This is a genomic window from Chromobacterium rhizoryzae, assembly GCF_020544465.1.
Taxonomy (GTDB): Bacteria; Pseudomonadota; Gammaproteobacteria; order Burkholderiales; family Chromobacteriaceae; genus Chromobacterium.
The window spans coordinates 4,760,258-4,786,753 of the sequence record NZ_CP066126.1 but is presented as its reverse complement, the minus strand read 5'-3'; the positions used below and the strand labels follow the sequence as shown (position 1 = coordinate 4,786,753).

Annotated in this window: 29 protein-coding genes; 13 read left to right on the top strand and 16 right to left on the bottom strand. The window is 65.6% G+C overall.

The genetic code is table 11. The features are described from left to right. The first annotated feature begins 5 nt into the window (after nucleotides 1-5). Nucleotides 6-1,034, top strand: a complete 1,029-nt coding sequence (gene ltaE / locus JC616_RS21860; RefSeq protein ID WP_227105437.1) for a low-specificity L-threonine aldolase — start codon at nucleotides 6-8, stop codon at nucleotides 1,032-1,034. Nucleotides 1,035-1,088: 54 nt separating this feature from the next. After that, nucleotides 1,089-1,793: a substrate-binding periplasmic protein gene (locus JC616_RS21855; protein WP_227105436.1), complete on the top strand. Its 705-nt coding sequence runs from the start codon at nucleotides 1,089-1,091 to the stop codon at nucleotides 1,791-1,793. Here JC616_RS21855 and JC616_RS21850 read toward each other — a convergent pair. After that, nucleotides 1,790-2,371: a TetR/AcrR family transcriptional regulator gene (locus JC616_RS21850; protein WP_227105435.1), complete on the bottom strand. Its 582-nt coding sequence runs from the start codon at nucleotides 2,369-2,371 to the stop codon at nucleotides 1,790-1,792. The two genes, JC616_RS21855 and JC616_RS21850, sit on opposite strands and share 4 nt — an antisense overlap. Before the next feature lie 107 nt (nucleotides 2,372-2,478). Between JC616_RS21850 and JC616_RS21845 the strand changes: the two genes are divergently transcribed. Both JC616_RS21845 and JC616_RS21840 read left to right on the top strand, forming a co-directional pair. Continuing rightward, entirely contained in the window at nucleotides 2,479-3,543 is a 1,065-nt protein-coding gene (locus JC616_RS21845) for a saccharopine dehydrogenase NADP-binding domain-containing protein (protein WP_227105434.1), read from the top strand. Between the two features lie 89 nt (nucleotides 3,544-3,632). After that, a complete protein-coding gene (locus JC616_RS21840) occupies nucleotides 3,633-5,672 on the top strand; it encodes a prolyl oligopeptidase family serine peptidase (protein ID WP_227105432.1) in 2,040 nt (679 codons plus the stop codon). Here JC616_RS21840 and blaOXA read toward each other — a convergent pair. Both blaOXA and JC616_RS21830 read right to left on the bottom strand, forming a co-directional pair. Beyond that, nucleotides 5,654-6,493, bottom strand: coding sequence for a class D beta-lactamase (gene blaOXA / locus JC616_RS21835; protein WP_227105430.1), 840 nt, complete (start codon nucleotides 6,491-6,493; stop codon nucleotides 5,654-5,656). The two genes, JC616_RS21840 and blaOXA, sit on opposite strands and share 19 nt — an antisense overlap. 96 nt (nucleotides 6,494-6,589) lie before the next feature. Beyond that, complete coding sequence (locus tag JC616_RS21830; RefSeq protein WP_227105428.1) at nucleotides 6,590-7,417, bottom strand: helix-turn-helix domain-containing protein; 828 nt, start codon at nucleotides 7,415-7,417, stop codon at nucleotides 6,590-6,592. A 107-nt stretch (nucleotides 7,418-7,524) separates the two neighbouring features. Here JC616_RS21830 and JC616_RS21825 point away from each other — a divergent pair, with 107 nt between their 5' ends. Beyond that, on the top strand, nucleotides 7,525-8,058 hold the full coding sequence (locus JC616_RS21825) for a carboxymuconolactone decarboxylase family protein (RefSeq protein ID WP_227105426.1): 534 nt from the start codon (nucleotides 7,525-7,527) through the stop codon (nucleotides 8,056-8,058). A gap of 95 nt (nucleotides 8,059-8,153) precedes the next feature. Here the strand turns inward: JC616_RS21825 and JC616_RS21820 are convergent, their stop codons facing one another. From JC616_RS21820 to soxR, 3 genes are all read right to left on the bottom strand, one after another. Further along, nucleotides 8,154-8,588, bottom strand: coding sequence for a CesT family type III secretion system chaperone (locus JC616_RS21820; protein ID WP_227105424.1), 435 nt, complete (start codon nucleotides 8,586-8,588; stop codon nucleotides 8,154-8,156). Between the two features lie 63 nt (nucleotides 8,589-8,651). Then, nucleotides 8,652-9,545: a hypothetical protein gene (locus JC616_RS21815; RefSeq protein ID WP_227105422.1), complete on the bottom strand. Its 894-nt coding sequence runs from the start codon at nucleotides 9,543-9,545 to the stop codon at nucleotides 8,652-8,654. 227 nt (nucleotides 9,546-9,772) lie between these two features. Beyond that, nucleotides 9,773-10,267, bottom strand: coding sequence for a redox-sensitive transcriptional activator SoxR (gene soxR, locus JC616_RS21810; protein WP_227105420.1), 495 nt, complete (start codon nucleotides 10,265-10,267; stop codon nucleotides 9,773-9,775). Between the two features lie 72 nt (nucleotides 10,268-10,339). Here soxR and JC616_RS21805 point away from each other — a divergent pair, with 72 nt between their 5' ends. Further along, on the top strand, nucleotides 10,340-11,350 hold the full coding sequence (locus tag JC616_RS21805; protein ID WP_227105418.1) for a questin oxidase family protein: 1,011 nt from the start codon (nucleotides 10,340-10,342) through the stop codon (nucleotides 11,348-11,350). Between the two features lies 1 nt (nucleotide 11,351). On the opposite strand, the gene JC616_RS21800 is transcribed toward JC616_RS21805, so the two are convergent. From JC616_RS21800 to JC616_RS21755, 10 genes are all read right to left on the bottom strand, one after another. Next, nucleotides 11,352-11,876 carry a hypothetical protein gene (locus tag JC616_RS21800; protein WP_227105417.1) on the bottom strand — a complete coding sequence of 175 codons (525 nt, stop codon included), beginning with the start codon at nucleotides 11,874-11,876 and terminating at the stop codon, nucleotides 11,352-11,354. Then, nucleotides 11,873-12,568, bottom strand: a complete 696-nt coding sequence (locus tag JC616_RS21795) for a hypothetical protein (protein WP_227105414.1) — start codon at nucleotides 12,566-12,568, stop codon at nucleotides 11,873-11,875. Before JC616_RS21795 ends, JC616_RS21800 begins: the two co-directional genes overlap by 4 nt. Next, nucleotides 12,525-13,112 (bottom strand): type III secretion apparatus protein OrgA/MxiK, encoded by a 588-nt coding sequence (locus JC616_RS21790; RefSeq protein ID WP_107800846.1) that lies wholly within the window; start codon nucleotides 13,110-13,112, stop codon nucleotides 12,525-12,527. The genes JC616_RS21795 and JC616_RS21790 overlap by 44 nt, the downstream gene beginning before the upstream one ends. Then, the gene (locus JC616_RS21785) at nucleotides 13,105-13,860 is read right to left on the bottom strand and encodes an EscJ/YscJ/HrcJ family type III secretion inner membrane ring protein (protein WP_107800845.1); all 756 of its coding nucleotides are present in this window, start codon (nucleotides 13,858-13,860) and stop codon (nucleotides 13,105-13,107) included. Before JC616_RS21785 ends, JC616_RS21790 begins: the two co-directional genes overlap by 8 nt. After that, complete coding sequence (gene sctI / locus JC616_RS21780) at nucleotides 13,857-14,162, bottom strand: type III secretion system inner rod subunit SctI (RefSeq protein WP_166454395.1); 306 nt, start codon at nucleotides 14,160-14,162, stop codon at nucleotides 13,857-13,859. Before sctI ends, JC616_RS21785 begins: the two co-directional genes overlap by 4 nt. Before the next feature lie 42 nt (nucleotides 14,163-14,204). After that, on the bottom strand, nucleotides 14,205-14,456 hold the full coding sequence (locus JC616_RS21775) for a type III secretion system needle complex protein (protein WP_166454394.1): 252 nt from the start codon (nucleotides 14,454-14,456) through the stop codon (nucleotides 14,205-14,207). An 18-nt stretch (nucleotides 14,457-14,474) separates the two neighbouring features. After that, nucleotides 14,475-15,656 (bottom strand): PrgH/EprH family type III secretion inner membrane ring protein, encoded by a 1,182-nt coding sequence (locus tag JC616_RS21770; RefSeq protein ID WP_107800843.1) that lies wholly within the window; start codon nucleotides 15,654-15,656, stop codon nucleotides 14,475-14,477. Between the two features lie 192 nt (nucleotides 15,657-15,848). Next, entirely contained in the window at nucleotides 15,849-16,634 is a 786-nt protein-coding gene (locus JC616_RS21765) for a hypothetical protein (protein WP_227105412.1), read from the bottom strand. Further along, nucleotides 16,631-17,095: a type III secretion system invasion protein IagB gene (gene iagB / locus JC616_RS21760; protein ID WP_304502823.1), complete on the bottom strand. Its 465-nt coding sequence runs from the start codon at nucleotides 17,093-17,095 to the stop codon at nucleotides 16,631-16,633. The genes JC616_RS21765 and iagB overlap by 4 nt, the downstream gene beginning before the upstream one ends. Further along, entirely contained in the window at nucleotides 17,092-18,786 is a 1,695-nt protein-coding gene (locus JC616_RS21755) for a HilA/EilA family virulence transcriptional regulator (protein WP_227105410.1), read from the bottom strand. The genes iagB and JC616_RS21755 overlap by 4 nt, the downstream gene beginning before the upstream one ends. 615 nt (nucleotides 18,787-19,401) lie before the next feature. On the opposite strand from JC616_RS21755, the gene JC616_RS21750 reads away from it, so the two are divergent. The 7 genes from JC616_RS21750 (at nucleotide 19,402) to JC616_RS21720 (ending at nucleotide 26,457) form a co-directional block, all read left to right on the top strand. Continuing rightward, the gene (locus JC616_RS21750; RefSeq protein WP_227105408.1) at nucleotides 19,402-19,803 is read left to right on the top strand and encodes a hypothetical protein; all 402 of its coding nucleotides are present in this window, start codon (nucleotides 19,402-19,404) and stop codon (nucleotides 19,801-19,803) included. A 58-nt stretch (nucleotides 19,804-19,861) separates the two neighbouring features. After that, nucleotides 19,862-22,465 (top strand): hypothetical protein, encoded by a 2,604-nt coding sequence (locus JC616_RS21745; protein WP_227105406.1) that lies wholly within the window; start codon nucleotides 19,862-19,864, stop codon nucleotides 22,463-22,465. Nucleotides 22,466-22,516: 51 nt separating this feature from the next. Further along, on the top strand, nucleotides 22,517-23,359 hold the full coding sequence (locus tag JC616_RS21740) for a hypothetical protein (RefSeq protein WP_227105404.1): 843 nt from the start codon (nucleotides 22,517-22,519) through the stop codon (nucleotides 23,357-23,359). Between the two features lie 167 nt (nucleotides 23,360-23,526). Continuing rightward, entirely contained in the window at nucleotides 23,527-23,949 is a 423-nt protein-coding gene (locus JC616_RS21735) for a TcdA/TcdB catalytic glycosyltransferase domain-containing protein (RefSeq protein ID WP_227105402.1), read from the top strand. Then, on the top strand, nucleotides 23,946-24,425 hold the full coding sequence (locus JC616_RS21730) for an InvB/SpaK family type III secretion system chaperone (protein WP_227105400.1): 480 nt from the start codon (nucleotides 23,946-23,948) through the stop codon (nucleotides 24,423-24,425). Before JC616_RS21735 ends, JC616_RS21730 begins: the two co-directional genes overlap by 4 nt. A 13-nt stretch (nucleotides 24,426-24,438) precedes the next feature. Then, the gene (locus tag JC616_RS21725) at nucleotides 24,439-25,263 is read left to right on the top strand and encodes a hypothetical protein (protein ID WP_227105397.1); all 825 of its coding nucleotides are present in this window, start codon (nucleotides 24,439-24,441) and stop codon (nucleotides 25,261-25,263) included. 60 nt (nucleotides 25,264-25,323) lie between these two features. Further along, complete coding sequence (locus JC616_RS21720) at nucleotides 25,324-26,457, top strand: hypothetical protein (RefSeq protein WP_227105395.1); 1,134 nt, start codon at nucleotides 25,324-25,326, stop codon at nucleotides 26,455-26,457. Nucleotides 26,458-26,496 lie beyond the last annotated feature (39 nt).

Sequence of the window (26,496 nt, the reverse complement as noted above, 5' to 3'; positions counted from 1 at the left end):
TGACCATGCAATGGATTGATGTGCGCAGCGATACCGTGACCCAGCCGACGCCGGCGATGCGCGAGGCGATGTTCAACGCCGAGGTGGGCGACGACGTCTACGGCGACGATCCCACGGTGCAAGCGCTGGAACAGTTGGCCGCGGAGAAGCTGGGCAAGGAGGCGGCGCTGTTCGTGCCCACCGGCAATTTCGGCAACCAACTGGCCATCTTCACCCACTGCCAGCGCGGCGACGAGGTGATTCTGGAAGAGAGCTGCCACATCGTCTGGCACGAAACCGGCGGCGCGGCGGTGATAGGCGGCGTGCAACTGCGCGCCATCGCCGGCGTGGACGGGGTGATGGCGCCGGAGGCGATAGAGCAGCGCATCCGCGTCGGCGAGGACATCCACTGGCCGCGCACCGGCTTGATCTGTCTGGAAAACGCGCACTGCAACGGCCGCGTGATTCCCTTGGCGGCGATGGCCGCCAGCGCGGAAGTGGCGCGCCGCCACCAGGTGCCGGTGCATCTGGACGGCGCGCGCATCTTCAACGCCGCCGCCCATCTGGGCTGCGAGGCGCGCGAGATCGCCCAATACGCCGACACGGTGATGTTCTGTCTGTCCAAGGGCCTGGCCGCGCCGGTGGGCTCCATTCTGGCCGGCAGCGCCGATTTCATCGCCCGCGCGCGCCGCAACCGCAAGCTGCTGGGTGGCGGCATGCGCCAGGCCGGGGTGATCGCCGCGCCCGGCATCGTGGCGCTGAACGAGATGGTGGACCGGCTCAAGGACGACCACGCCAACGCCCGCTACCTGGCCGAGCGGCTGGCGGCGCTGCCCTGCGTCGAGGTGAGGCTGGAGGACGTGCACATCAATATGGTGTGGTTCCGTTTCACCGCCGACATCGACGTGGCCGAACTGATGGCCGCGCTGCGCCAGGCCGGGGTCAAGGCCAATCCGCCCGAAGGCGGCCTGATGCGCATCGTCACCCATTGGCAGGTGAGACGCGAGGACCTGGACCGGCTGGTGGAGACGCTGCAACGGGTGCTGTCCGACTGAACCGAGGCCCGGCGGCTATAAATAAGCAGCTGCGGCGTGGAAAAAGGAGGCGGAATGAAACAATGGCTGGGCGCCTGCTGCGCCGCGCTGGCCTGCGGCGGGGCCCCGGCGGGGGCTCTGGATGAAGTGCGCTTGTTCAGCAGCGGCGATCCGCCCTATGTGGAACTGGGGCCGGACGGCCGGATCAGCGGCGGGCTGGCGGTGGCGCCGGTCCTGGCGATCCTGGGCAAGCTCGGCCTGCCGCCGTCGCGGATTGAAACGGTGCCGTGGGCGCGCGCCTACGAGGAGGCCAAGACCCGGCCGGGCGCGGCGATTTTTCCCATCGCCAAGACCCGGGAGCGGCTTAAACATCTGGACTTCGCCGTCAAGCTGCTGGATTCCGACGTGTATTTTTATCAGCTGGCGTCGCGACGCGACATCCAGGCGCCGACGCTGGCGGCGGCCAAGCGCTACTCGGTGTGCGTGGTGCTGGGGGATTACCGGCAGGAGTACTTGAAGGAAGAAGGTTTTCCAAGATTGGACCCGACCTCGGACTCCAGCATCAACGTCAAAAAGCTGGTGTCCGGCCGCTGCGATCTGCTGCCCGCCACCGAGATAGGCATGCGCAGCAAGCTCAAGTCCCTGGGGCTGGACGCGTCGCTGGTGCGACGCGGCATGAAGCTGGCGCAGCTGGACAGCGCGCTGTACGCCGCCTTCAACCGCGGTACCGCGCCGGCGGTGATCGCCCGTTTCAAGGCCGCCGCGCGGAGCGCGGATTAGGTCTTGGCAGGCGGCAGCGGCAAGGCCGCCAAGGCCAGCGCGGCGTCTACGGCATGGCGCTGGGCTTGCGGCGCCAGCGTTTGCTCCCGGCCGTTGCCGCGCAGGATGGAGAGGCCTTCGATCAAGGCGACGATGAGCGCCGCGCGCTCCCTGACGACACTGTCGGGCGCGTCCGTCTGAGCCTCGCGGCGCAGCAGCGCGCAAACCCGGTCGGTATAGCCGGCGTAGAAGGTCTTGAGCGCCGCATCGGCGGCCTCGTTGCGGCTGGACAGCGCCCACAGCTCCCAGAGCAAGGCGCAGCCGCCGTGTTGAAGCTGGGTCGCCAGCACAAAGTCCAGCGCGCCGGCCAGGCTGGCGGGCGCGTCCAGCATCAGTTCATCCCAGTCTTCCAGGTAACGAACCATGACGCCTTCCATCACCGCGTCGATATTCTTGAAGTAGTACTGGACATGGCTGATGCCCACCCCGGCTTCCGCCGCGATGGCGCGCATGCGGAAGCCCTGCCCGCCGTCGCGGGTCAGCACCCGCATGGCCGCGCGCAGAATCGCTTCCCGTCTTTCCTCTCCTTTGGCCGACATCTTTCCTCCTTCGTGATCGTCCGGCATGGCTGAAGCGCCAGTTTAATTGTTCAAACGACCAAGTTCATGTTTTAATATTGGTCAATTGACCAAAACTGAGGTGGGGCATGACTTCTTCCCGCGTTGTTCTTGTCGGCGGCAGCGGCGTGGTGGGCGCGCAAGTGGCGTCCTTGCTGGCGCGGCGCAGGCCGGATCTCAAGCTCGTCATCGCCGGCCGTCGTCTAGACGCGGCCCAGGCGGTGGCGCAGCGATATGGCGCCGAGGCGATGGCGATGGACGTGGACGCGCCGGCGCTGCCGGACGCTCTCAAGGGCGCGCTCATCGTGGGCTTGGTCAACGATGCGCATGACCGGCTGTTGCGCCTGGCCCTGGCCCAAGGTCACGCCTACCTTGACGTGACCCGCTGGACGGAGCGGCTGAAGCAGGCCTTGCTGACGACGGCCGCTTACGGGCCTCCCCGCGCGCCGGTGGTCTTGTCATCGGCCTGGATGGCCGGCGTGGCCAGCCTTGTGGCGCGAGACGCGGCGAGGGCCGTCGCCGAGGTCGAGCGCGTCGGCATCGACATCCTGTTCGCGATGGCGGATCAGGCGGGGCCGAATTCGACCGCATACATGGACCGCCTATCCGAACCGTTCCACACCATGGAAGGGGGGAAGTGGGTCAAGCGCGGCGGTTTTCTCGATGGCCGCGTCGCGGACTTCGGCGCCGCCGGCCGTCACAGGGTTTACCGTTTCGATACCCCGGATCAAGCGAATCTGCCCGCCATCGTCGGCGCCGCGCAGGTGGATGCGCGCATCGGCTTCGACGACGGCAAAGCCACCGCCTTGCTGCATGTGCTGGTGCGCAGCGGCGTATGGCGGCTGCTGTCGCGGCCGATGTTCAACAGCGCGCGGCAGGCGCTGCTCTACAACCCCGGGCCGGGCGCGGCTCACCGCATCCGCATTGCCGTCGAGGGCAAGGACGCCGCCGGCAGGCCGTGCGGAAAAACCGTGCAACTGGCGGACCCTTTGGGACAAGCGCATCTGACGGCCTTGGGCGCCGTTTTGCAGATCGAGCATTTATTGGGGGCGGACGCGCCGCCCGCCGGCGTCTATCTGGGGGAAGCGTTGCTGGACCCCGAGCACGCCTGTCGCCAGCTGCGGGGGGAGGGGGTGGAGATCAGCGCGGTCTGAACTTCGGGCGCAGCGGGCATGGCGCATTTGGCGTTGGCGGCGCGGGGTGCTAACCTCGCGGCCATTGATCCGCAATTGTGATGACGCCGATGTCCGACTATAACGCCCTCGATCCCCACGCCTGGCTGGAAAACCTGGACGATCCCGCCGCCGCCGAATGGGTGGCCGAGCAGAACGCGCGCGCCCAGGCGCGGCTGGACGCCGACCCGCGTTTCGCCGGCCTCCGCGACGAAATCCTCGCCCACCTGCGCGATACCCGCCAGATCCCGTTCTGCGCCGAGCATGAGGGCTGGCTGTACAACTTCCACCAGGACGAAGCCCATCCGCGCGGCATTTACCGCCGCAGCACGCTGGCGGCCTACCGCGCCGCCGAGCAGGACTGGCAGACCGTGCTGGACATCGACGCGCTGGCCGACGAGGCCGGCGAGGACTGGTATCTGGACGGGGTGTCCCACTGCACGCTGGCGCCGCTGCAAGCCATGGTGCACCTGACCGCCGGCGGCGGCGACGCCGGCATCGCGCGCGAATACGACCTGGCCGCCGGCGCGTGGCGGCCGGACGGTTTCAGTTTTCCGGAAGGCAAGAGCCATGTGGCCTGGCGCGATCCGGACAGCGCCTGGGCCTGCCCCGGCTGGCCGGGCGCGCCGCTGACCCGTTCCGGCTATCCGCGCGAAGTGTGGCTGGTGGAGCGCGGCGAGGAAGGGCGGCATGCCTGGAGCCAGGTGTTCTCCGCCGGCGAAGACGCGATGATGGTGGCCGCCTGGCGTTTCCTCGACGCCGACGGCGCGACGCTGGACCTGATCGAGTGCTCGGACAGCTTCTACAGCAAGACCTACCATCTGATCGACGAAGCGCTGGAAACCCACGCGCTGCCCTTGCCGCCCAAGGCGGAGCTGGAGGCGTATCTGCACGGCGATCTGATCGTCAAGCTGGCCGAGGACTGGGACGCCGCCGGGACCCGCTATCCGGCCGGCGCCTTGCTGGCGGTGGCGCTGGAGCCGCTGCGGCAGGGACGGATAGACGCGCAATTGCTGGTGGCGCCGCAGCCTCGGCTGGCGGTGGAGTCGGTGGAGACTACGCGCGCCAGCGTGGTGGTCAATCTGCTGGACCAGGTCAAGAGCCGGCTGCTGGCCTTCGACAAGATCGACGGCGTCTGGCGCGAGCGCGCGCTGCCCACGCCCAGCGGCGGGGTGATCGAGTTCGCCGACCAGCCCTGGGACAGCGATATCCTGTGCTACAGCTTCAGCGATTTCCTGACCCCCACCGGCCTGTACCGGCTGGACGTGGCCAGCGGCCAGCAGGAATGCCTGCGTCGTCAGCCGGAGGCTTTCGATCCGGCCGACTTCGTCGCCGAGCAATGGCAGGCGCGCGCGCCGGACGGCGAAAGCATTCCCTATTTCGTGGTGCGCCGCCGCGACGCGCCGCTGGACGGCGCCACGCCCACCTTGCTGTACGGCTACGGCGGCTTCGAAGTGCCGATGATGCCTTACTACGTGGAGAACTTCGGCCCGCACTGGCTGCAACGCGGCGGCGCCTTCGCGCTGGCCTGCATCCGCGGCGGCGGCGAGTTCGGCCCCGGCTGGCACCAGGCGGCGCAGGGCGTGAACCGCCAAGTGGGCTTCGACGACTTCATCGCGGTGGCGGAAGACATGGTGGCGCGCGGCCTGACCGCGCCGGCCAAGCTGGGCATAGAGGGCGGCAGCAACGGCGGCCTGTTGGTGGGCGCCTGCATGACGCAGCGGCCGGAATTATTCGGCGCGGTGGTGTGTGAAGTGCCGCTGTTGGACATGCTGCGCTACACCGAGCTGCTGGCCGGCGCCAGCTGGATAGACGAATACGGCGATCCGGAGGATCCGGCGCAGCGGCCGGCGCTGGAGGCGTATTCGCCCTACCACCGGCTACGCGACGATCTGGCCTATCCGCTGGCCCTGTTCACCACCAGCGCCAAGGACGACCGCGTGCATCCGGCGCATGCGCGCAAGATGGTGGCGCGGATGCGGGAGCTGGGCCACGACGCGCTGCTATTGGAAACCGAGGCCGGCGGCCATAGCGGCAACGCCGGCCAGGAGCAGACCGCGCAGGAGTTGGCGCGGGTGCTGGTCTATCTGTATCAGCGGCTGATGGATTGAGCGGAGGCGGGCGCTGCTGCCGCCGCCAGCGCCGGCAATTCCTCCAGGAAGGCCGCGCGCGAGCGCACGCCGGCGGTGCCCGGCTCTTTCTTGTCGTCCTGGATCAGGCGCACGAAGACCAGCGAGCGTTCGCCCTTATTGGCCCAGCCCACGTACCAGCCGTAGGGATGTTCCTCGTCGAACTCGCCGTCCGCCTTGCGCGGATAAGCCATGCCGGTCTTGCCGTGCGCCTGCCAGCCGTCCGCCGCCGCGCTGGTTTCCACGATCTTCATCGTCAGTTCCTGCGCGCGTTTGGACACCGGCAGTTCAAGATTGACCAGCTTGCGCAGGAAGGCCAGTTGCTCCAGCGGCGACACCTGCAGCGAGGAGGCGATCCAGGCGCGTTCCAGTCCATTGTGCTTGCCCGGGTCGCCGCTGAAGTCGGCGTTGCCGTAGCCGAAGGCGTCGGCGTAGCGTCCTAGCTTCTCCTCGCCCAGCGACTGGGCGATCTGCTGCGAATACCACACCACCGAATACTTCAGCCAGCGCACCGGATCGGTGGGCTGTTTCCAGTTGTCGCCGCCCCAGTCCACATAGCCGTCCCGGTAGGGCAAGGCCGGCTGGTGTTCGCTCTTGAGGAAGCCGGAATCGAAGCCCATCACGCTGAGCGGAATCTTGAACGTGGAGGCCGGGGTGTAGCGTTGTTCGCAGCTGCCTTGTCGCAGCAGGATGTCGCCGCTCTTGGCGTCGGCCAGCAGCGTGCATAGCGTGGCGGCGTGGACGGGCAGACTGAATAGGCCGGCGCAGAGCAGCGCGGCGCCGGCGAGGCGTGGTGTGTTCATGATGTTTCCCTTGATGGATTCAGCGCGGCATCCCTTGGACCGCGCGGTCTGAAGTCAGATGGGGGGGCGGATTCCAAAGTTCCACGCGCGGGCCGCTCAGGAGGCCGCTTGCCGCTTCAGCCAATCGCTGGGCGGCAGCCCCAGCCTCTGGGCAAACACCCGGCTGAGCGCGGCGGGGCTGGCGTAGCCCACTTGCGCGGCGATGCGTTTGATCGGCTGGCCCTGGCGCAGCTGATGACGGACGACGGCCAGCCGCCAGTCGGTCAGATAATCCAGCGGGGCGAGGCCGACTTGTTGCCGGAAGCGGGCGGCGAAACGCGCGCGCGACATGCCGGCCTGTTCCGCCAGTAGTTCCACGGTCCAGCCGTGCTCCGGCCGCGCGTGGATGGCGTTGACGGCGCGCGCCAATTTGGGGTCGGACATGGCGGCGAAGATGCCGCTGTGGATCTGGCCGCCGTCTATCACCACGCGTATCGCCTGGATCAGGAAATACTCCATCAAACGATCCAGCGCCGCCTGGCGGGCGAAGCGTTCGGAGAAGGCCTCGTCGAACAGCAGCCGCAGCGTGGGCAGCAGGCTGGGCGTATCGTCCAGATACAGCACCAGGCATTCCGGCAGCGCCAGCGCCAGCGGCCCGCCGGTCTGGAAGCCCAGGTCCAGCTTGGCGCAGACCAAGTCGGCGCCGCGCTCGCCCTCCGGCAGCAGGATGTGGGCGCTGGGGCGGGGAAACAGCAAGGCGCAGGGGCGGTCGGTGTCCAGCACCAGGACGTCGCGCAAGGTGCAGCGCAGGCGGCCGCCCTTGAGCAGATGCAGATGACCGGCCATTGCGCCAGGGTCGAAGTCCGCCAGATGGCATAGATTGCCATGATGGAATACGCGCGCGGAGAAGGCGCTTTGCTGCAGCAAGGGCGTCAACAAGTCCATTTCGATACGATCTGCAAAGTTTTCGAGACGATAGGCTTCTGATTGTATTGCAAGATGACTTCTGTGCAGTCCCCATCGTCGTTCAACTCGAGAGTCAGGAGCCCATCATGCCCCGCATCCCCACCGTAGACCGCCATCAAGCCAGCCCGGAACAGAGCGCCACCCTGGACGCCGTCAAGGCTAAGCTGGGCAAGGTGCCCAATCTGTTCGCCACCTTCGCCCAGTCTCCGGCGGTGTTGAACGCTTATCTGGGCTTCTCCGAAGCCCTGGCCAAGGGCAAGCTCAGCGCGCGCCAGCGCGAAGTGATCGCCTTGGCCGCCGCTCAGGCCAACGCCTGCCAGTACTGCCTGTCCGCCCATACCCTGATGAGCAAGGGCGCGGGCCTGAGCGAGGCCGACATCCAGGCGGCGCGGGCCGGCCAGGCCGCCGACGCGCAGACCGCCGCGATCGCCAGGCTGACCGGGCAAATCGTCAGCCAGCGCGGCGTGTTGTCCGATCAGGACCTGGCCGCGGCGCGCGCCGCCGGCGTCGACGACGGCCTGCTGGTGGAGGTGATCGCCGCGGTGGCGCTGAACACGCTGACCAATTACGCCAATCTGATCGCCGGCACCGAGATCGATTTCCCGGTGGTGGACTTGTAGGCGGCGCTTGCCGTTGATTGAGCGCGGCCGAGGCTTGACCGGCGTACTGGGGTATGCCGGCGGCCTCGGCCGTTTTCGTGCGGGTTTTGTCCTGCTCAGCAATGCAGCCGGGCGTGGCGCTGACGCAGCGCCTGCGGCGCGAAGGTCGACGCCGCCGGTTCCGGCGCGCGGCAGCACTGTTCGGCGCAATCGCTGATGCGCTCCAACTGCCGCTGCAGCGCGGCGGCGTCGCAATCGGCCAGCGGCTGGCGGTTCCACAGCACCCAGTCCTGGCTGTGCTCGGATTGGCCGATCACCGGCTTGAGCGGATCGTCGCTGAACAGATTCTGCCGCAGCGGCGGCGCGTCCGTTTGCGCCTGTTGCGGCGACAGGCAGCAGAACATCAGCAACTGGCGCGCCGGCTGTTCGCTCAGGTGCACCGCGTGTTCGCCCACTTGCAAGGTGAACAGACTGTCGTCCATCCGTTCCGGCGGCTGCAGGGACAGAGACTGGCAAAGCTGGGCGACGGCGTGTTGGAAAGGCGTGGACATGGTTTTTCTTTTTTGGATGAGGGAAGGGAAGCCGGCCGCGCGCGGCGGCCGGCGGCATGGTGCTTACTGTCCGGCGTTCAGCTTGGCGCGCAGCTCCTGCATCAGCGCGGCTTGCGGGCTCGCCGGGGCGGATGGCTCATCCAGCCAGCCTTGCAGCAGCGCTCCGCCAATCGCGGGCATGGTCTTGGCCAGTTGGAGCTCGGTCATCTGCCACAGCGGCGCGGAAACCTCGATGGAGGTTTTGCTGAACGCGCTGCCGGTGCCGGCGTCGGCATGGCGATGGCTCAAGGCCAGGGTGCGCATCGCCGCGCTTCCGCACTGCTTGAGCGGCCCTTCCGGCAATTGCGACAACATCTCGCGGTGCAGGCGGGTGACGTCTGCGCCGCTGGCGTGCAGCGCGTGCAGGTCTTGATCGCTGGGCAGCGGCAATTGTTTCAGGGTGTCCTTGATTAGCGCGGCAATCTCGATGTGGCTGAGCGAGTCCGGCGCCATCTCTCCATTCGCCATCTGTTGTTTCACGTTCTGCAATTTCTCGTGCGATGCCGGCACGCGGAAGGCGCCGTCCATATTGCGCTTATCCGCCAGGCTGGCCTGGAACGTGTCGCACAGGCGGCAGAAATTGGCGGCGAACGACGCGGTGAGAGGAGACACGGGCGCTTGCGGCGCGCTGGCCGCAGCCGGCTTGGCCTGGCCCGTCAGCTTGCGCACCCAGTCCGGGATCGCGCCGAAGAAGCGGGCGACCCGGCCGCTCAGCGGCTGGAAGAAACGACGCACGTCGGACAGACATTCGCTCAAGACCGCATGGGCTTTGCTGCGGCTTTCGGCGCTGTCGTCTATGCGCACCGGCTTGCCCTTGAGGCTGCCGGTCTGGGCGACGGGGGTCTCCGGGGCCTGGGCAGGGGTGTGCGAGGGGCTGGCGTTGGGCCGGACGGAGGGAAAGCCGAGAGGCAATAGCATGGTGGCGCTCCAGTGGCGTTGAAATGGGCACTATTACACCGCGCCGTTGCGACAGCGGCTTTCAGGAAGCGCTCAGAACCTGTTTACGATCTGCTGCGCGTCGGCGGGATGGATAGAAATGGGCGTTGAGACCAAGCTCAAAATGCTCATGCACCACGTGCACATTCCGCTTTTTTGCCCGTTTTCGCCTTGTCTCGCTCTTGCTCGCGAGACTTTAGAACAGGCGTTCAGCCCGGTTGTTGGCCCGGCGCTTCCGCCGGCGGTTCGCCTATCAGGTAACGCGGTCCGTCGCCCAGGCTGGCCGCGCAGTCGCCGGGGTTGTACAGCGCGCACTGGCTCAGAGACAGGCAGCCGCAGCCTATGCAGTTGCCCAGCCGGTCGCGCAGCCGGGTCAGCTCGTCTATGCGCTGCTGCAAACGCGGCAGCCAGTCCGCGGACAAGGCCTCCCAGTCGCGCGGGGTCGGCGTGCGCTGGCTGGGCAGCGCGGCCAGCGAACCGCGGATGTCGTCCAGGCTGATGCCGACGATCTGGGCCGCGCGGATGAAGGCGACGCGGCGCAGCGCGTCGCGCGGGTAGCGGCGTTGGCCGCCGGCGGAGCGGGCGCTGTGCAGCAGGCCCTGGGTTTCGTAGTAGCGCAGGGCGCTGGCGGCGACGCCGGAACGGCTCGCCAGCTCGCCTATGCTGAGCCAGGGAGAGGGTTTGGCCATGGGGGCGACGGGCATGCGCGGACTCGCTTGACTTAAAGTTGACTTTAACTTTTATCGTAAGTGCATGGATTTTTCAAGGAGGACGCCATGAACGCGCCAAGCCGTCACACTGAACTGCATGCCTTGTTGGACGCCAACCATGAGTTTTCGCTGATGCACAGCGACACCACCAACCATTGCCCGATGGCGCTGACCGCGCTGGCGGAAATGGGAGCGGAGCCGCATCAGCTGCGGGCATTCTTCGACTTCTGGGAGAGCGAGCGCGCCGAGCCGGCGGAGCCGGTGGAATACGATATCGGCTGGGGCCGCTGGGACGCGGCCTTGGGGCGGCTGGACGCCTTCCCGGCGCTGCTCCGGGTGATGGAGGAGCGGGTGGCGGTGCGCGGGGTGGAGGACACCGCGCGGCAAGTGTTGGCCAGCCTGCCGTTCTCGCCGGGCGGGGGCGCCTTCCATCCGCTGATCCGGCTGGCCTTCGCCCTGCGCGCCGGCCACGCCGGCGAAGCGGCGGCGGGGCTGGCCTATTATCTGAGCGGCTATCTGCGCCTGCCCGCCGGCCTGGACGCGCAAGCGCCGGCGGCTTCGGCGGAGGACGGGCTGGCGCGGCTGTCGCGGGCGCTGGCCGGCTGGAACAGCCCGGATTACTGGATACACGATCGCTTCGACGCAGTGCTGGCCGATCCGCGTTTTGCCGCCGCCTTGCCCGGCGCGCCGCAAACGGCGGACTGGCTGGACGCGCTGGCGCGGGCGGCGCTGCGGGTGTACTGGCAGACCGACAATTTCACCGCGCTGCACATGGTGACGGCGACGCTGGCGCTGCGCGACGTGCTGGAGCATCTGCCCGGCTTGCCGGCGGAGGATTGGTACCCGGCTTTGTGGCAGACCTTCTGCGTCGCCTATGTGTCCATCGGTGCGCCGGCGCTGGAGGCGGAGGAACTGCCGGACGCGCAGCCGGCCTGGCCCTTATTGCTGCAACGCGTGCTGAACGTGCGCAACGAGCATGTGATCAAGCTGGTGTACGCCTGCCATCGCGAGTTCCAGCGCAGCGGCGACGCCTTCTACCACGCGGCGGCGGCGCGGGCCTTGTGGGACGCGGTGTGAATCACCAGTCCTCCATCTCCTTGGGCACGCCGCCTGACATGATGGCGTCCTGCATCCATTGCTGCATCATGCCGGCAACGCCGATATTGCCCACCAGCGAGGTCATCAGCGCTGTGTGCAGCGGCGAGGCGGCGTCGATCTGTTCCAGCGTGCGCTGGATCATGTCGTTTTTCTGCTTCAAGGTGGTGAAGGCCAGTTCGCCGGTGGCCGGGTCTTTGAATTCGCCCAGCAACTTGCCGACGGCGTCGGCGTAGCGCTGTTTGTCTTCTTGCGAGTCGGACGCTGGCGGCGACAGCTGGCGCAGCGCCGCGAGGAAGGCCACCGCCAACGGGTCGGACTGGAAGTCCGGCCATTTGTGCGGCGGCGGCTCCACTGGCTTGGCGTCGTCGGTCGCCGGGGTTTCCGTCGGCGGCGCGGCGCCGTCGGCGTTTTGCGCCGCGGCCAGCAGCCGTTGCTGCAGCGGGACGATGTCGTCGCCGGCCGCGGCGGCGCGGCCGATGGAGGAAGGGGTCAGCGAGGGGATCATTCCGGGCTCCTGTCTGCGGCGGTCAAGGCCGCCAAGTCTTGTTCCAGTTGCGCGATCAAGCCGCGCAGCGCCTGCTCCGACAAACGGCGGCAGTCCTGAGGCAAGGGCTCCAGGCATTGCAGCAACTGGCGGCTGGCCGGCTCCACGTATTGTTCCGGCGAGAATTCCGCCGCCTGGTCCGCGCAGCGCATCATGAAGCGCGTGTCGGCGTGATAGTCGATCTGGATGGCGCCGGGCCAGTTTTCCGTCAGCAGCGTCATCAACTGCGGCTGCAGCGCGCGGGCGCGCTTGGGCAGCTGCAGATAGAGGGTGGCGTCCGGCTGATCCAGGCCGCGCAGCCATTCGTCCAGCAGCAGCAGCAGGGTGTCCGGATGGTCCACGGCGGCGCTCAGCATGGCGCGGGCCTCTTGCTCCAGCCGCTCCCGCCAGTTCCAGGCCATGGCCTGGCCGGCGGCCAGATGGGCGGCCGCGTGTTCCAGCGCGGCGAGCATGCCTTGCTGATAGCCGTCCTGGCAGGCTTGCCGGCGCAGGGCTTCGGCCTGGCGCTCGGCGTCGCGCAGCACGCGCTGCGCCTGTTGTCGCGCCTCGCGTTCCAGCTGATCGGCGCGTTCGGCTCGGCGCAGCTGGCCGCGGCGCACCAGCACGCCTTCAGCGGCGGTCGGAGGGCGGGATGTGGGGATGTCTCTGGGCATGTTGTAGGGCCAAGGTCAGAATCAGGGCGTCGGCGGGCGGCTGCGGCGGCGCGGCGTCGGCCTCCGGCGGGAACTGCAGCGGCAAGCGTTGCGCCAAGGGGCGCGGCAGACGCTCGCGCCAGGCCTGCAGGCGGCCGTAGCCGGTCAGCAGCAGCGCGCCGTGGCTGAGCGCCGGCCGCTGCGCGGCGGCGGCGTCCGGCGGCAGCGCCACGGCGGCGAAGTCCTGCGCCCAGTCCGGCAGCCGCAGCAGGCCCGCCTGCCAGCCCAGGCCGGCGCGCAGCGCGTGGCAACCCAGCAAATAGGCGGTTTGCGGCAAGCGCCGCCAGTGGCGCAGCCATTGCCGCGCCAGCGGGTCCAACTGGGCGTCGGCGCAGTCGCTGTCCAGCCGATAGGCGGAGATCAGCAGCTCATTGGCCGCCGCGCGCGCGGCGGCGGAGGCGGTCAGCGCCGGCGGCAGAACCAAGCGCCGCGGGTGCAGATAGGCCAGCGGGTCGTACAGCAGCGCTTGCAGCGCCGGCGAGCGGGCCGCGGGCCGGCTACTCATGTCCGGCCTGCGGCTCGGCGGCCGGCGGCTCGGCGACGGGTTTGGGCGCGCGGCGCTGCCACAGCCAGGCCGCCGCCGCGCCCAGGAGGGCGATCAGCGCCACGCCGGCCATCAGCCAGCTCAGGCCGGAGCCGCGCTCTTCCGCCGGCGCGGTGGGCGCCTGCTGCTGCGCCTCGCTGCGCCGCGACAGCACCACCGAGATATTGTCGTAATCGATGTCGGCGAAACTGTTCTTCAGGAAACGCTTGATATCGTTGACCATTTGCTCTGGGTCCACGTCGCGGTCGTACACCGCCAGCGCGGACAGGTGGATGGGTTTGGCGGCGCGGCCGCCTTCGCCGGAGTCCAGGTCGTAGCTGACGTGCACGCGCGCGGACAGCACGCCGTCCATGGTTTGCAGCGACTGCTCCAGCCGCTGCTCGATGGCGGAGTACAGCCGCGCCTTTTCCGCGCGCGGAGAGGACACCAGCGAATCCGCCGGGAACATCTGCGCCACTTCCACCCGTGGCCGCGACGGCAGGTTGTAGGCCTTCAGCCAGTCCACGGCGGCGGCGAAGTCCGGCTGCGCCACGGCGATGCTGAAGCCGGTCTTGCCGCGGTCGGTCTTGTCGGCCTCGATATTGTGGCGCTGCAAGACGGCGATCACTTCATTGGCCTGCTGCTGATCCAGGCCTTTGAGCAAGTCCTTCTGCTGGCAGCCGGTCAGCAGCAAGGCCAGCAATACGGCTTTGAAACCATGGCGGATCATGAGCGCAGCAGGCTTTCTACCGCGCCCACGGTCTTGCGGGTGAGGGTGCTGATCATGGACACCTCCAGGTTGTAATTGGAGGTGCGCTGCTGCAGCTCCATCAGCACGGCCGGATTGCTCAACAGGCCCGGCTGTTCCAGCCGTTGCAGAATGGCGTCCTTCTCCATGCCTACGCCGACGGCGTTTTGCGAGAAGGCCTGGATCAGGCGATCGTCCAGCGACACGAGATTGTGCTCGGAGCGGGTGATGTCGCTGACCTGGGCGGTCAGCGAATCCAGAGAGAGGGCGGCGATGGGGGTCATGGGCGGACTCCTGAAGCGCCGGCGCGTGGCCGGCGTCGGGGTTTAGCGGAAGTTCTGGATGATGGCCGCGTCGATGTCCTTGAACACTTTGACGGTGTTGGACTGCGCATTGCGGTACAGGTTGTACTCGGACAGCTTGCTTTGGTAGTCGGCCAGCAACTGGGGGTTGGACGGGTTGCCGTTCAGCTTATCCAGCGCCGTGGTCAGCTCGCCCTGGAGCTTGCTGGTGCCGGTGTCGAACTCCTTGGACATGTCGCTGAGGGTCCAGTCCGGATTGGTGATATCGATTGCCATGGTGGTTTGCCTTTGGGTTTACAGAGGTTTGGGGAAGTACCAGTGGCCGGTCGCCATCTTGACGTAACCCTGGTTGCCGTACTTGAAGGACTTGCCCTTGAGCCAGTCGTCCTTCAATTCAATGGCGAATTGCACGTAGCGGCCGCCCCACTGGCGGTAGTAGTCGTCGACGAAGCGGCGCGCGCGCAATAGTTCGCCGTCGTCCAGCGCGCCCTGGATCACGAAGGTGACGCCGTTGGGCTGCTCGCTGCGGGTGAAGGGCAGCGCCTGGCGCGACAGGCCGGTTTCGGCCTGGCTCGCGGCAGCGGCGTCGTCCACCGGCACGATGTCCACCGCGTCGGCGTAGGGCATCTGCTCGGCCAGCCGCTGCGACAGCGCTTGGCTGGCCGGCCCGCCCAGCGCGGCGCGCTGTTGGCTGACCCACAGCTGCGGCCGGCGAGGGTTGTCCAGCTGCAAGCGGTAATAGGGCAGGTGGGGGTAGTTATCCGCCAGCCAGCGGCCCATGCGTTCGTTTTCCTGCTGAGGGCTGAGCACCTGCGCCGGGCGGTTGTAGTCGCCGCGCGCCAGCACTTGCCGCGCCCAGGCGCTGTCGCGCTCATTGGCGGCGGAGACGTAGAACACGCCGTCGCGGCCGGGCAGCACCTGGAAGCGCTGGCTGTCGCGTCCCAGCAGCGCGTTCAATTCCGAGGCCTGGCGTTGCGGGGTGTTCCACAGCCAGTAGCCGCCGCCGGCCAGCAATAGCGCGGCGATCACCGCCAGCGCCACCGCGGCGGCGGCGTGGCGGCGCGCCGGTTTTTGTTCCGGCGGCGGCGCGTCCTGGCCGTGGCCCAGCACTTCCGGCGACCAGGACAGGTGCTCCGGCCGCAAGGCCAGTTCCAGCGCGCCGATGCGCAGCGGGCGGTTGAATTCGGCCGGACGCTCGTCCACGCCGGCGTCGCGCAGTTCGCGCAGCGTCACCCGGTCGGGTTCGGCGCGGTCGATCAGCACTTCGAAATTGACCCCGCCTTGCTCCAGAGGAATGAACAGGGCGTCTGCCGGCAATTCCGGCAATTGGCCGGCCTCGGTCAGGGCGGCGGCGGGGCCGACCAGGAACAGGGTCTTGCCTGGCTGCAGCAGGAATTCGCAGCCGCGCAGCGGGCTGTTGAGCAGGCGGACCACGATGGGCGCCGGCGCGGAGAGAGTGATGTCTTCAGCTGCCATGGTGTCTGTCGGTGAGTGCGCAAGGTTCTGCGATGTTGGCATCCACTTTACGGACATGCGGGGACGGATTCCTGATGGAAAACCGATGAAATCTCGGGAGGGGAATCAGATTCGGGGAGGAGGGAAAAAGCATGGCGGCGTGCCGCGGAAGCGGCGGCCGCCATGTAAAGGGGGATCGGGAGAGTTGCGGAATTACCGCAGCTGAGCGCCGGCGGCCCGCGCCGCCATTTTTTGCTGTCGCTCTTTCAATTCGTTGATGAGCTCCGCTCCCGCCGGCGAGGCGGCGGAGGGCTTGGAACCCGGCTCCTTGCGCAGTTTCTGGCTTTGTTCGTCACGCAGTTGCTGGATATCGGCCACGCTGGCCGCCGCGACCTTGTTCCAGGCGCGCGCCGGGCCGGCCGCCGGGGCCGCCGCGTTGACGGGCGGCGGCGGCGGTGGGGGAGGCGGAGGCGGCGGCGGTGGAATCTGACCGGGCTGCGTCGGCTGCGGCGCGGCGGCCAGGACCGGGGCTGCTGGCGGGGCTGCCGCGGCCGGCGCGGCTTGTACGACGGCGGCCGGCGCTTGAGGCGCCTTGGCCGGGGCGCGCTTGCCGGCGGTGTCCGCCAGTTTCTGCTCGAAATCCTTGAGCGCCTCGGGCGTCATGCGTTGGCGCAGCAATGCCATCGGGTCGCGTTTGGGCGTCGGCGCGGCGTCGGCGCGGGCCGGGCCGACGTCCGCCAGGGGCGCGGGCTGCTGCAGTTTGGCCATGGGTCGAGCCGACGTTTCCGCGCGGGCCTGGGGCGCGGCTTGCTGGAAAGCTTGCCGCAGCAGGCCTATCGAGCGGCCGGGCTGCGCCGTGCGCGGCGCGGGCTGGGGCGCGGCGCCCTGGCTGACGCCGCGCAACTGGGCGGTCCAGGCCGAGGAGGGACTGGGCTTGGGGGCGGTGGGCGGCGGCGTCGCGGACAGCGCGCGCGGGGCGGGAGAAAGCGAGCGAATCATGAGAGCTCCTTGCTTGGGGGTGGGGCGGCTTGGCGCAGCTTCTGGTAGCGCCGCCACACTTGCTCGGCGTAACGCATGCGCAAGGCGCGGCGGCTGGGCGCGGTGCCGGCGTTGTAAGCGCCCACCGCTTCCCAGGAATAACCGTAACGTTTCATCATCTCGGCCAGGATGGAGGCGCCGACGACCACGGACAGACAGGCGTCGCCCATCAGCTGCGGTTCGGTGACGCCCAGCTGGCGCAGCCGCGGCAGATGGGTGCTGTTGATCTGCATCAGGCCCAGGTCCCGGCTGCCGTCGCGGTTGCGGCCCACCGCGTCCGGCTTGAGCCCGGACTCCTGCTGGGCGATGGCGTAGAGCAAGTCCGGCGCGATATTGAACATGCGGCCGGCGCGATCCCAGCAGTCCGCCCGCGCCGCGCCGGCGCACAAGAAGAGGGCGGACAACAGACAGACGCGGATCACGCGGCCTCCGGCTGGCAGGGCTGAGCGTGTTCCGCCAGCTCGCTCAGTCGCGGATCGTGGCGCCAGGCCTTGATCCACAGATAGCCTTCAGCCTGCAATTGGCGCCAATGCTGGACCGCGGCCTCCGGGCCCTGCGCGGCCAGGATCAGCGGCAGCAGGCTGGAGCGCACCTGGCGGCTGTCCACCTTGGCGAGGAAGGCGCGCAACGCCGGCAGCGCCGCGTCGCCGCGACGGCAGTAGTCCACGTAGCTGTGATTGAGGGCGAGCAGGCCGGCTTCCTCGCCGGAGTCGCGCACCGCCTGCACCAGTTCGTCGGCTTGCGCGTGCTGGCCTTGCAGCCCCAGCAGCAGCGCCAGCACGCTTTGCAGCACCGGGTGGTTCTGGCCGTATTGGCAGAGCTGGCGCTTGCCCAGCGACACCGCGTCGTCGATGCGGTGTTCGTAATAGGTCAGCCACAGCTTCAGAATGCTGGCGGAGATGCGCGAGGGGTCGCGTTCCAGGCAGGCGTCCAGCGCCTGCTGCGCCTGGGCCAGCTTGCCGGACAGGAATAAATGCCAGGCGTGGTAGTAATGGATGTCGACGGCATCCGGCGCCAGCAGCCGCGCCTGTTCGAACAGCGCCTCGGCCACCGCCTGCTCCGAGCGCATGCTGCTGAGCAAGGCCAGCAGTCCCAGCGCCTGCGGGTTGGCCGCGTCCAGTTCCACCGCCTTGTTCACCGCCTGTTGCGCCTGGATCAGCGCCTGGGCCTGATCGAACAGGCCCAGCTGGGCCAGGGTCAGATAGCACTCGGCCAGGCTGCAGTAAGGCAGCGCGTGGCTGGGGCCGGCGTTGACGCACTGGCGCAGCAGCATCAGCGCGCGACGCAGGCTGGACGGGGTGTGCTGCTGCAGTTCGTGGCGGCCGTTCAGATAGGTGATGGCCATGTCCAGCGAGCCCAGCTCGTTGTTCTGGCCCTGGTTCCAGCGCAGGCCGGGAATGCGTTGCGGCAACAGGCTGGCCAGCCGGGTTTGCAGCGCGGTGATCGGCTGTTCCGGGCTCAGCTCTATGCTTTCATGGTGGATCAGCTGATGGCCGGCGGCGCGCACCAATTCCACCCGCAGCTTCCAGACGCCGCCTTGCTGCAGGGTCTGGCCGGCCAGGTAGTAGTCCGGGCGCAGCTGATCGATCATCGCCACGATGTCGGTGACGTCGCGGCAGTTCTGGGTGATGGTGGCCGGCAGCACGATCAGGCCGAACGGCGAGTAGCGCGACAGGCATTGCACCAGAGCGTTGTGCAGGCTGACCGCGTCCAGCTGCGGATGGGTGCGGAAGGGCAGCACAGCCACCGAGCATTGCGCCGCCAGCGGCGTGGGTTTGGACACCATGGCCACCGGGCGGCTGAAGCGATAGCCCTTGCCGTACACCGTGTCGATATAACGGCAATCCTTGGTTTCCAGCAGGATGCGCCGCAGCGCGTAGATACAGCGGGTCAGCGACTCTTCGTTGACTTCGCCGTCCGGCCAGACTCGGTCCAGCAGCGCGTCCTTGCTGACCAGCTCTCCCGCCGCTTCCAGCAGGGTGGTCAGCACAGCTAGTTCCTTGGGCGGAATGCTGATCTGCTGCTCGCGGTGCAGCAGCATGCCGTCGAAGTGAAGGACGAAGTCGCCAAAAACAAATTGCCTGTTCATGAAGCCATCTTTATGTAACGCCATCTTCTAGTTCCTCTTGCGCGCACGGCGCAATAGCGCATGGCGGACCATGCGGATCGAGTCGACCAATGCTGCGACTTGTGTGCTATTCCCCGTAGCATCGCGGCATGTCGGCGTGTTTTTTGTTCGGTGGATCTGTTGGGTGATTTGCGCTGGTTCTTGGGGCCGGCTGCGGATTCGCATCGCGCGGCGTGTGTCCGCCGCTTCCCGCCCGCTGTCGCCTGGAATTGCCAGTGTCGTCAACTGGCGCTCAAAGCCTTTATCCGGTCATAAAAACAGAGAGAGTGGATGGTACTTTTGCCGCCGAGGGCCAGCTTGCAAAAAATGTTCAGCGAATGACATGGTCTTGTTTGTCCTGTTGTTATGTCATCGGGTTGTTAGGGAGGTTTTTGATTTCCTTCGCATAAATTGATGTATGTAGGAATACTACGTGAGGGAGTGCTTGCTACAAATGGGAAAACTCTCAAAAACGAGGGGGGGCGGCTCGGACGAGGCCGCGGCCGATTTATGCAAGTTCGGTTGCCGGCGTTGGGGTAGTTTGACGCTGTCGCCGAGCATGCGCCGGCGGCCCCTCATCACCGTTGTTCTGGCCTCGCCGCCAAATCAGGAGCGTTTGAAATGTCTTTTAATGTTTCGTCGAAGCCGACCGCCAATTCCCCCCGTTTGGCGACGCTGTCCGAGCCGCAGCCAGGCGCGCCGTCCGCGCCGGCGCAGAGCCCGTTCGCGGCCGCGCTGCGCGGCGGCGGCATGACGGCGCAAGCGCCGGCTGTCGAACAGAAGCCGGCGTCCAAGCAGGCCGACGCCTGGCAGGCCGTGATAGCCGAGCTGGCTCGGGACTGCGCTAAATATTGCGATTTGGCGGCCCAGGGCGTGAAAGACGGGACAGTCAGTCCCGAGGCGCGCGGGCAATTGCAGGGGCTGCTGCTGGGCTGGACGGAGATGGGGCGGGAATTGCAAGCGGAAAGGCCGTCGCCCTTGGCGTTGGCCGCGAACTTGAAAGCCGGCAACGGCGAAAACTAGGCAGTCGCTCCGGGCCCGGCCCGGCGTTTGAGCCGCGATGCGGCGCGAGGAGGCATCCATGTTGGACACAGTTGCAAGCGGGGCGGGTACGGTGCGGTTGCAGGGCTTCCGCCGCTTATCGGAATCTTCGGCGCCGCGGCCGGCGCAGGGCCTGGCCGCCGCCTTGAGCGGCGCGCGCGGCGCGGCGGAACGCCGCGTGGAAGACGCGCCGCCGGCGCGCGGCAGCCAGGTGGTCCTCAGCGACGACAAGCTGCGCTTGCGGCGCGAAGACCTGGGCCAGACCCTGCTGGCGATGAAACGCGAAGCGTATCGCCAGGCGGAGCCGGAACGCTCGCGCTGGCCGCGCTGGGTGCAGGCGCTGAACATCCTGCCGCGCAGCCACGCGGTGGCGCCCAAGACGGTGGCCATCGTGGAAAGCTTGCGGCAGAAATTGGCGGCCGGCGACGCGCAGACGCCGCTGGACATTAAAGAATGCGCGCGGCTGTCGTTGGACATGGAAGCGCTGGCGCGCGCGGCGAGGCCGGGCAGCCCGCTGGCGGAACTGGGCCAGCGGCTGGCCCTGTTGGGCCAGGCGGCCTGGGCGCAGTTGGCGCGGACGGAGGCGGAAGCGCAACTGCTGCCGCAATTCCAGCGCTTTGATCAGCCGGGCGCCAGCCAGGAGCGCAATGTCGGCGCTTCGGTTGGGGTCGGCCTGGGACTGGGCGAGGCCGGCGCCGGCGCCAAGGCCACCTTCAGCGTGGGCCTGGCCTGGAGCCGCGGCATGGACAACGACGACGAAGGCTTCGTGTTCCAGAACCAGGGCAAGGCGGTGTCCGCGCGCGCCGGAATTCAGGGCGGCGTCGGCGTCGCCTCCTTGTCCGGCGCGGTGGAGGGGCGCCGCCAACGCACCGTGGCGACCGAATACGCCAGCGCCACCGCCTTCGTCAAACTGAAGGCGGACCAACTAGCTCACGGCTCGCGCCGAGACACCCTGGGCGTCAGCGCCCGCACCGCGGTGGGCGCCTTGATCCGCTTGTTCCGTCCCGGCCACGGCAATGAGTTGCGTCAGTACCAGCAATTGCAACAGCAGGCGGCGGATCAGCAGCAGCGGCTGGGCGTATTGCTGGGCTGGCTGGGCCAGCGCGACAGCGCCGCGTCCCTGCCCGGCGCGCAGACGCCCTATCTGCCGCCCAGCACGGTGGACAGCGTCAAGGGCAGCGCCTCGGCGCGCGCCGAAGCCGCGGGCGTCGGCGTCGGCGTTGGCGCGGCGGTGGAGCGCATCGACATCCAGGCCGACGCGCTGACCCCGATCTGGCAAGGCCTGCGCCAGGAGCAGGGCGCGGCGCGCAACGCGACGATCGCGCAACAGCGGCTGGCCGGCATCGAACAAAAAGCCGCCGCGCTGATGGGCGCGGACGCGCGCAATCATCCGCTGAGCTGGCTCAGCGGCGCGCAGAGCATGGCGGCGCTGCGCGAACAGACGCCGGAGCGGCTGCGCGACGCCGCGGACGGCCTGCGCGCCGAATTCGAACATTTCTGCGCCGTCGCCCAGCAATTGGACGCCGGCATCGGCAAGCGTCAGGGCGGCGCGGCGGTGGAACGATCCATCCAGGCCGCCTGGCGCGCGGGAAGCCGCGAGGAAACGCTGGCCAATATGGCGCTGGCCCACGCCGCGCTGACCCTGAGCGCGGCGGGCAAGGGCGACGAGGCCTTGTTGCAGAGCCTGGACGAGCTGGCGCCTCGGCTGTACGCGCCGCCCGTCCGTCACGACGCGGCGGCGCTGGCCAAGCGAACCAGCTTCCATGACGTGCTGCGCCTGCAGATCCGCGACCGCAGCGTCGCGCTGGATCTGGGCGGCGCGCTGGGGCCGCTGGGCCTGAAAGCGGAAGCCTCGCTGACCGAACGCACCCGGGTGCATCACAATCCGGTGCGAGCCGGGGATTACAAGGACGTGAGGATCAGCCTGTCCGGCAATCTGAGCGGCTCTTGGCCGCTGGACGCCTTGCGCGACGCGCTGAGCGCGCAGCTGGCGCCGCACGGCCTGGCCGCCGAAGTGCCGGCGGCGCTGGCCGGCCTGCAAAGTTCCGCGGGGCTGCAAGGCGGCGGCGCGCTGACCCTGCTGCTGCGCTTTTACCGGCCGCAATACCAGACCCAGGCCGATTTCCCGGCCGAAGCCGCCGGCTTCCGGCTGCAACTGAGCCGGGTCAGCGCCAGCGGCAACCTTGGCCTGTCCGCCTCCGGCGGCGTGCCGCTGCAGCCGGGCGTATCCCTGGAGCTGGGCCTTAACGCCGGCGCCTCCGCCACCGCGGTGCTGGGCGAGCGCTGGGGCGACAACAGCCTGAGCGCGCCGCTGATGCATTATCTGCACCTGAAGGCGGTGGACGAGAGCGAGCGTTGGCCCGCGATGAGAGAGGCGCAGCGCCCGGCGCTGGAAGCCTTGTGCCGCAAGCTGGCCGAGCCGGGCTCGGCGGTGCGGCGGGAGGCCGATTACTACCTGCGGCGCCAGGGCGCGGACGGCGCGGATTTCTTCGCCGCGATGGAAGCTTACGCTGTCGGCGGCTCCAGGCCCGCCGGGGACGCAGCGCTGAAGGAAGTGGACGCGATGATGGAGCGCCAGCTTCCCTTATGGCAGGCGGACAAGCAGAGTTTCGCCGGTTGGGAAGAACTGCCGCTGGCGCGCTAGCGGCGGTGGATTCTAGCGGCGGTGGATTAAAGATGAAGAGGATCAAAGCGCATGAGAATCTCGGCTAGCGGCGCGGCCATGCCGCCGCCGCGACCGGAAGCGACGCCGACGGCGGCGCCCAGCCGGCTGGCGCAGGCCTTCAAGGGCGTCGACAGCGTGGGCGAGCCCGCGCCGCGGCCCTTGGAGCGTTTCCGCGACATCGCCCGTTTCGTCGCCGCGCTGATGCCCAAAGAAGGCGAAACCGGACTGGTGGACGAAGAGTTGCGCGAGGCGCGCGACCCTCGCCATCGCTACCGGGAGTACGCACAGCCGGCGCACCGGCAATGGGTGGCCAGCGGGGACAGCGCCAGGGAAAACTTCTTCGCCTGGATGGACGCCCGCCCGCAGCTGGAAATCAACCTGGCCAAGCCGGGCCAGCCGCCGCGGATGGCGCGCTTGGGCGACGCGCCGCAAGTCAGCTATCTGAGCGACGCCGCCGCGCTCCAGCCCTATCTGGCGGAGGTGGCCGACGGCGTATGGCGGCGGCCGGACGGCACGGCTATCGACACCGCCGGCTCCAAGGGCAAGCTGGGCATGCCCGGCTACGCCATCTTGGTGCTGGACCGGGACGACAGGCTGTTTGTCCACGACGCGGTGCTGGGGCGGCTGCACCATACCAGCGCCAGCGCCGGCAAGCCGGTGCGGGCGGCGGCGATGATAGAGCTGAGCGAGGGCAAGGCCAGGTCGCTGATGCTGTCTTCCGGCCACTATATGAGCGATCTGGACGATCTGGAGCGGCTGCTGGATTTTCTGAACGGCAAGATGGATCTGTCGAAACTGGCGGTGCTGGCTCCGCATGAGGACCGGGCGGAACTGGCCGAGGTGCTGGCGCCCTATCGCCAGGCCCGGCGCTGAAGCCGGGACGGTTTCAGACGCAAGCGGCGCGCCAATTTGGCGCGCCGTTTTTTTATGTCAGCTGGGCGCCCGCGGCTTAGGTGAGCGCTTTTTGGAAGTGCTTGATCTTGGCTTGGATTTAAATACTTCCGACTGTTTTATTTTCTTAATTTTCAGGAGTCGCAGACATGATGCTGAATTCAGTCGGAGTTCGTCTGCTTCAAACCTCGTCCTCCAATACCGGCGTGGAATCGGTGCAGGCCAGCAAGCGTTTTGCTCAGATTTACGATAAGAGCGATTTCAAGGCAGTGTCGTCGGAAATCCATATGGTTTGGCTTGGCTCCAAGCCTGGCGACAGCCAGCAGAAATATCTGCGCGGAGGGTTGGAGAAAAACCCGAACAGCACGGTGAATTTGTGGGTGGATTCGAAACCATTCGGCGCTTACGCGGTGAATAAGGAAGTCCACGAACAAGTGAATACGCTATTCCCGGATGCCAAGCAATATCAGCAGGAAAAACAACTACGCGGCTTGTTCAGTCAATTGAAGGCCGGCTTGCAGTCCGAGGACAAACCACTGGGCCGTGCGGCGCAGAAAAAGGAAATGCCATGAGCGAAAAAATGGATGATCAAACCCACTCCTTGGGCAGGTCGTTGAATTCTGTGACCTACAGTTCATTATCATTCTCTCAAAATATTCATCATGAACTTAGTTCCTTGGTTCGCGATGCACTGACCGAGCTGGGCGTTTCAGACCAATTGTTGCATGGCTTTGACTCACACTCAACCATAGCCATTGATCTAAATGAAGGGCTGTCTATTAATATTTCGCTGGTCGACGATCGCCTCTTCATTTGGTCATTTGTCCCGATTGGTGAGGAGCTGTTGATAGACAATGCCAGGCACATCATGCCTGTTCTCACAACTGTAATGGAATATGTTGAAACGGGTCACTTGACATTGGGTAAGTGCAATGATGGTTTCGAATTAAAAGCATTGATTAGCCCGAGCGCATTGCTTGAGAATAAATTCAGTGAAGTTATTTATGGTTTTTATGGCGCGCTAAAGATTGTGTCTAGCCACCGATGAGGAGGGATGTTTGATGCTGGAAATTAAAGTCAATCACATCGCCCAGGTCGGCAGATGCCAAGCAGAACAGCAGGGTGGACCTCAGTTACTGCCGGTTAAAACAATAAAAAACTCCCCAAGCATGATGCGTTTCAAAGAAGCCGCGCAATTCATTATGGAAATGATGCCAAGAAAAAGCCGTGGGGAAGCAGGTGCTAATCCAAAATACTGGCTGGAAATTAAAGATCCGAAGCATCGCGATAGGGTTTCGTTGAATGGTTTTGATGCCCAGTCTGGTGCATTAAGCGCATGGCAGGAAGACGCTAATAGCAAGGTCGGGCTATTCCAGTGGATTGATCAGCATCCCGATGTTGAAATCAATACGCTCAAGAATAAACCTAAGCATCCTCTGTCGCAGGATGTCGGCTATATCAATTATCTATCCTCAGATCAAGCCGCTAATTATCGGGTAACGCTTTCACAGGGTGAATGGAAAGTAGGGGGTAAATTATTAGATACGACACATCTGCCAGGTAAGGCCGGGATGGAGGGCCACGCTGCCATTGTTGTCCATCGAGATGGAAATATCTTTGTTCATCCATATGAAAAAGGCAAATGGCAGCATACTTCGACGACAGAAGGTAAGCCGGTTTTATCAGCGGGCATGATACTCATTGCACAGGGAAAAGCGAAATCATTTCATCTGGATTCCGGCCACTATATGCCGCAGCGGCCTCAGCTAGAGCATCTTTTAGCTCGATTGGCGGCGCAAGGCGTCAATATTGACGAGCTCGATATCCACGCCAAGTCAATCGCGCAGGCTGATATAAAGGCGCTGGTGAGGAAGTATTCTGGTTGACGGTGTTGTTTGCCAGGTGGGAGTTTAATAATACAAACGCATTCTATTAGGATATAGATAATGATCCAAGTCCAAACGTTGCATCGTTCTACCTCTATTACGCCGACTGAGCAAAGTCATCAGCGCAATCAGTCCCTAAATGTGCGGGCAGTGCACAATACTCAAAACTCGCCGATGCACAGAACGCTGGACATCTACGGTATAGATGATAATCGGAAAGCGTTAAGTCAGCTAAATCAGGATAAATACCATGTGTTGATTAAAAAAGACCAATCAGGTAACTCTGATTTAACCCACGGTGCCTATGTGTCCAAACAGGGTGAGGATGGCTATGGCAATTTTAACTGGTTAAATCCAAAGGGGCTGATGAAATATCAAACCCCAGATGTCGCTGTTATTAGCTTTACGAATAAAGATCAGTTAACACAGCTTGGCGAGACCTATTCGAAGACTCCCTTGCCGGATTTTCTCACCAAGGTACTTAATGCAGAGGCCTGCCTAGATACTGATCTTTATCGCCGGAATGAGAGTCTGGCGCAGTTTGTTTCGCCAATTGACAGCACGCAACATGGATATCTCATTAGTCCCAATACACCGTACTGCGATGCAAAAGTGTTGGATGCCTATGTCAACGCTCCCGAAACACTCAAAAATAGCAAACATGGCATCATCTTGTGCACCTACGCGATTCATCCGGGTATACAGTCCTCATTTCTGGAATCGAGAAATCATCAATCAGGCCCTGAGAGGCTTGAGGCAAGCCAGAAGATGCCACAAAAGATGATTGATGAAAAAACACAGATTGACTCCTTGACCAGCATTCTGAGTTTAAAACAAGAGCATCTTCCGCAGCTCGAAAAATTGCGACAAGAGACAGTGCAACATCTTCGAAATGTATATGCTGTAAATGAACATGACAATACCAGAATGTTTTTCCATTTTCCCGTTGCAGAGAAAACCGCCACGCTTCACTTGCACACCTGGGTAAACAAAGGCGATCACCCGCTGAATGAACCGAGGTCTTTCGATCTCGACGCGATTATTGCGCATCTTAAGTCCGGGAAAGAGATTGGCGATCTTGTTCTTGACCGAAACGGGGGGAATTATTTTTTGCCGACCTCAGATTCCATTAAGGATATTAACGGTATTCCATTTAAAGGCGTGCACGACAATGTTCTAAATCTGCCTTTGTAATATTTATACTTGGCCTTTTGTTCGTTGGAGTGCGATCAG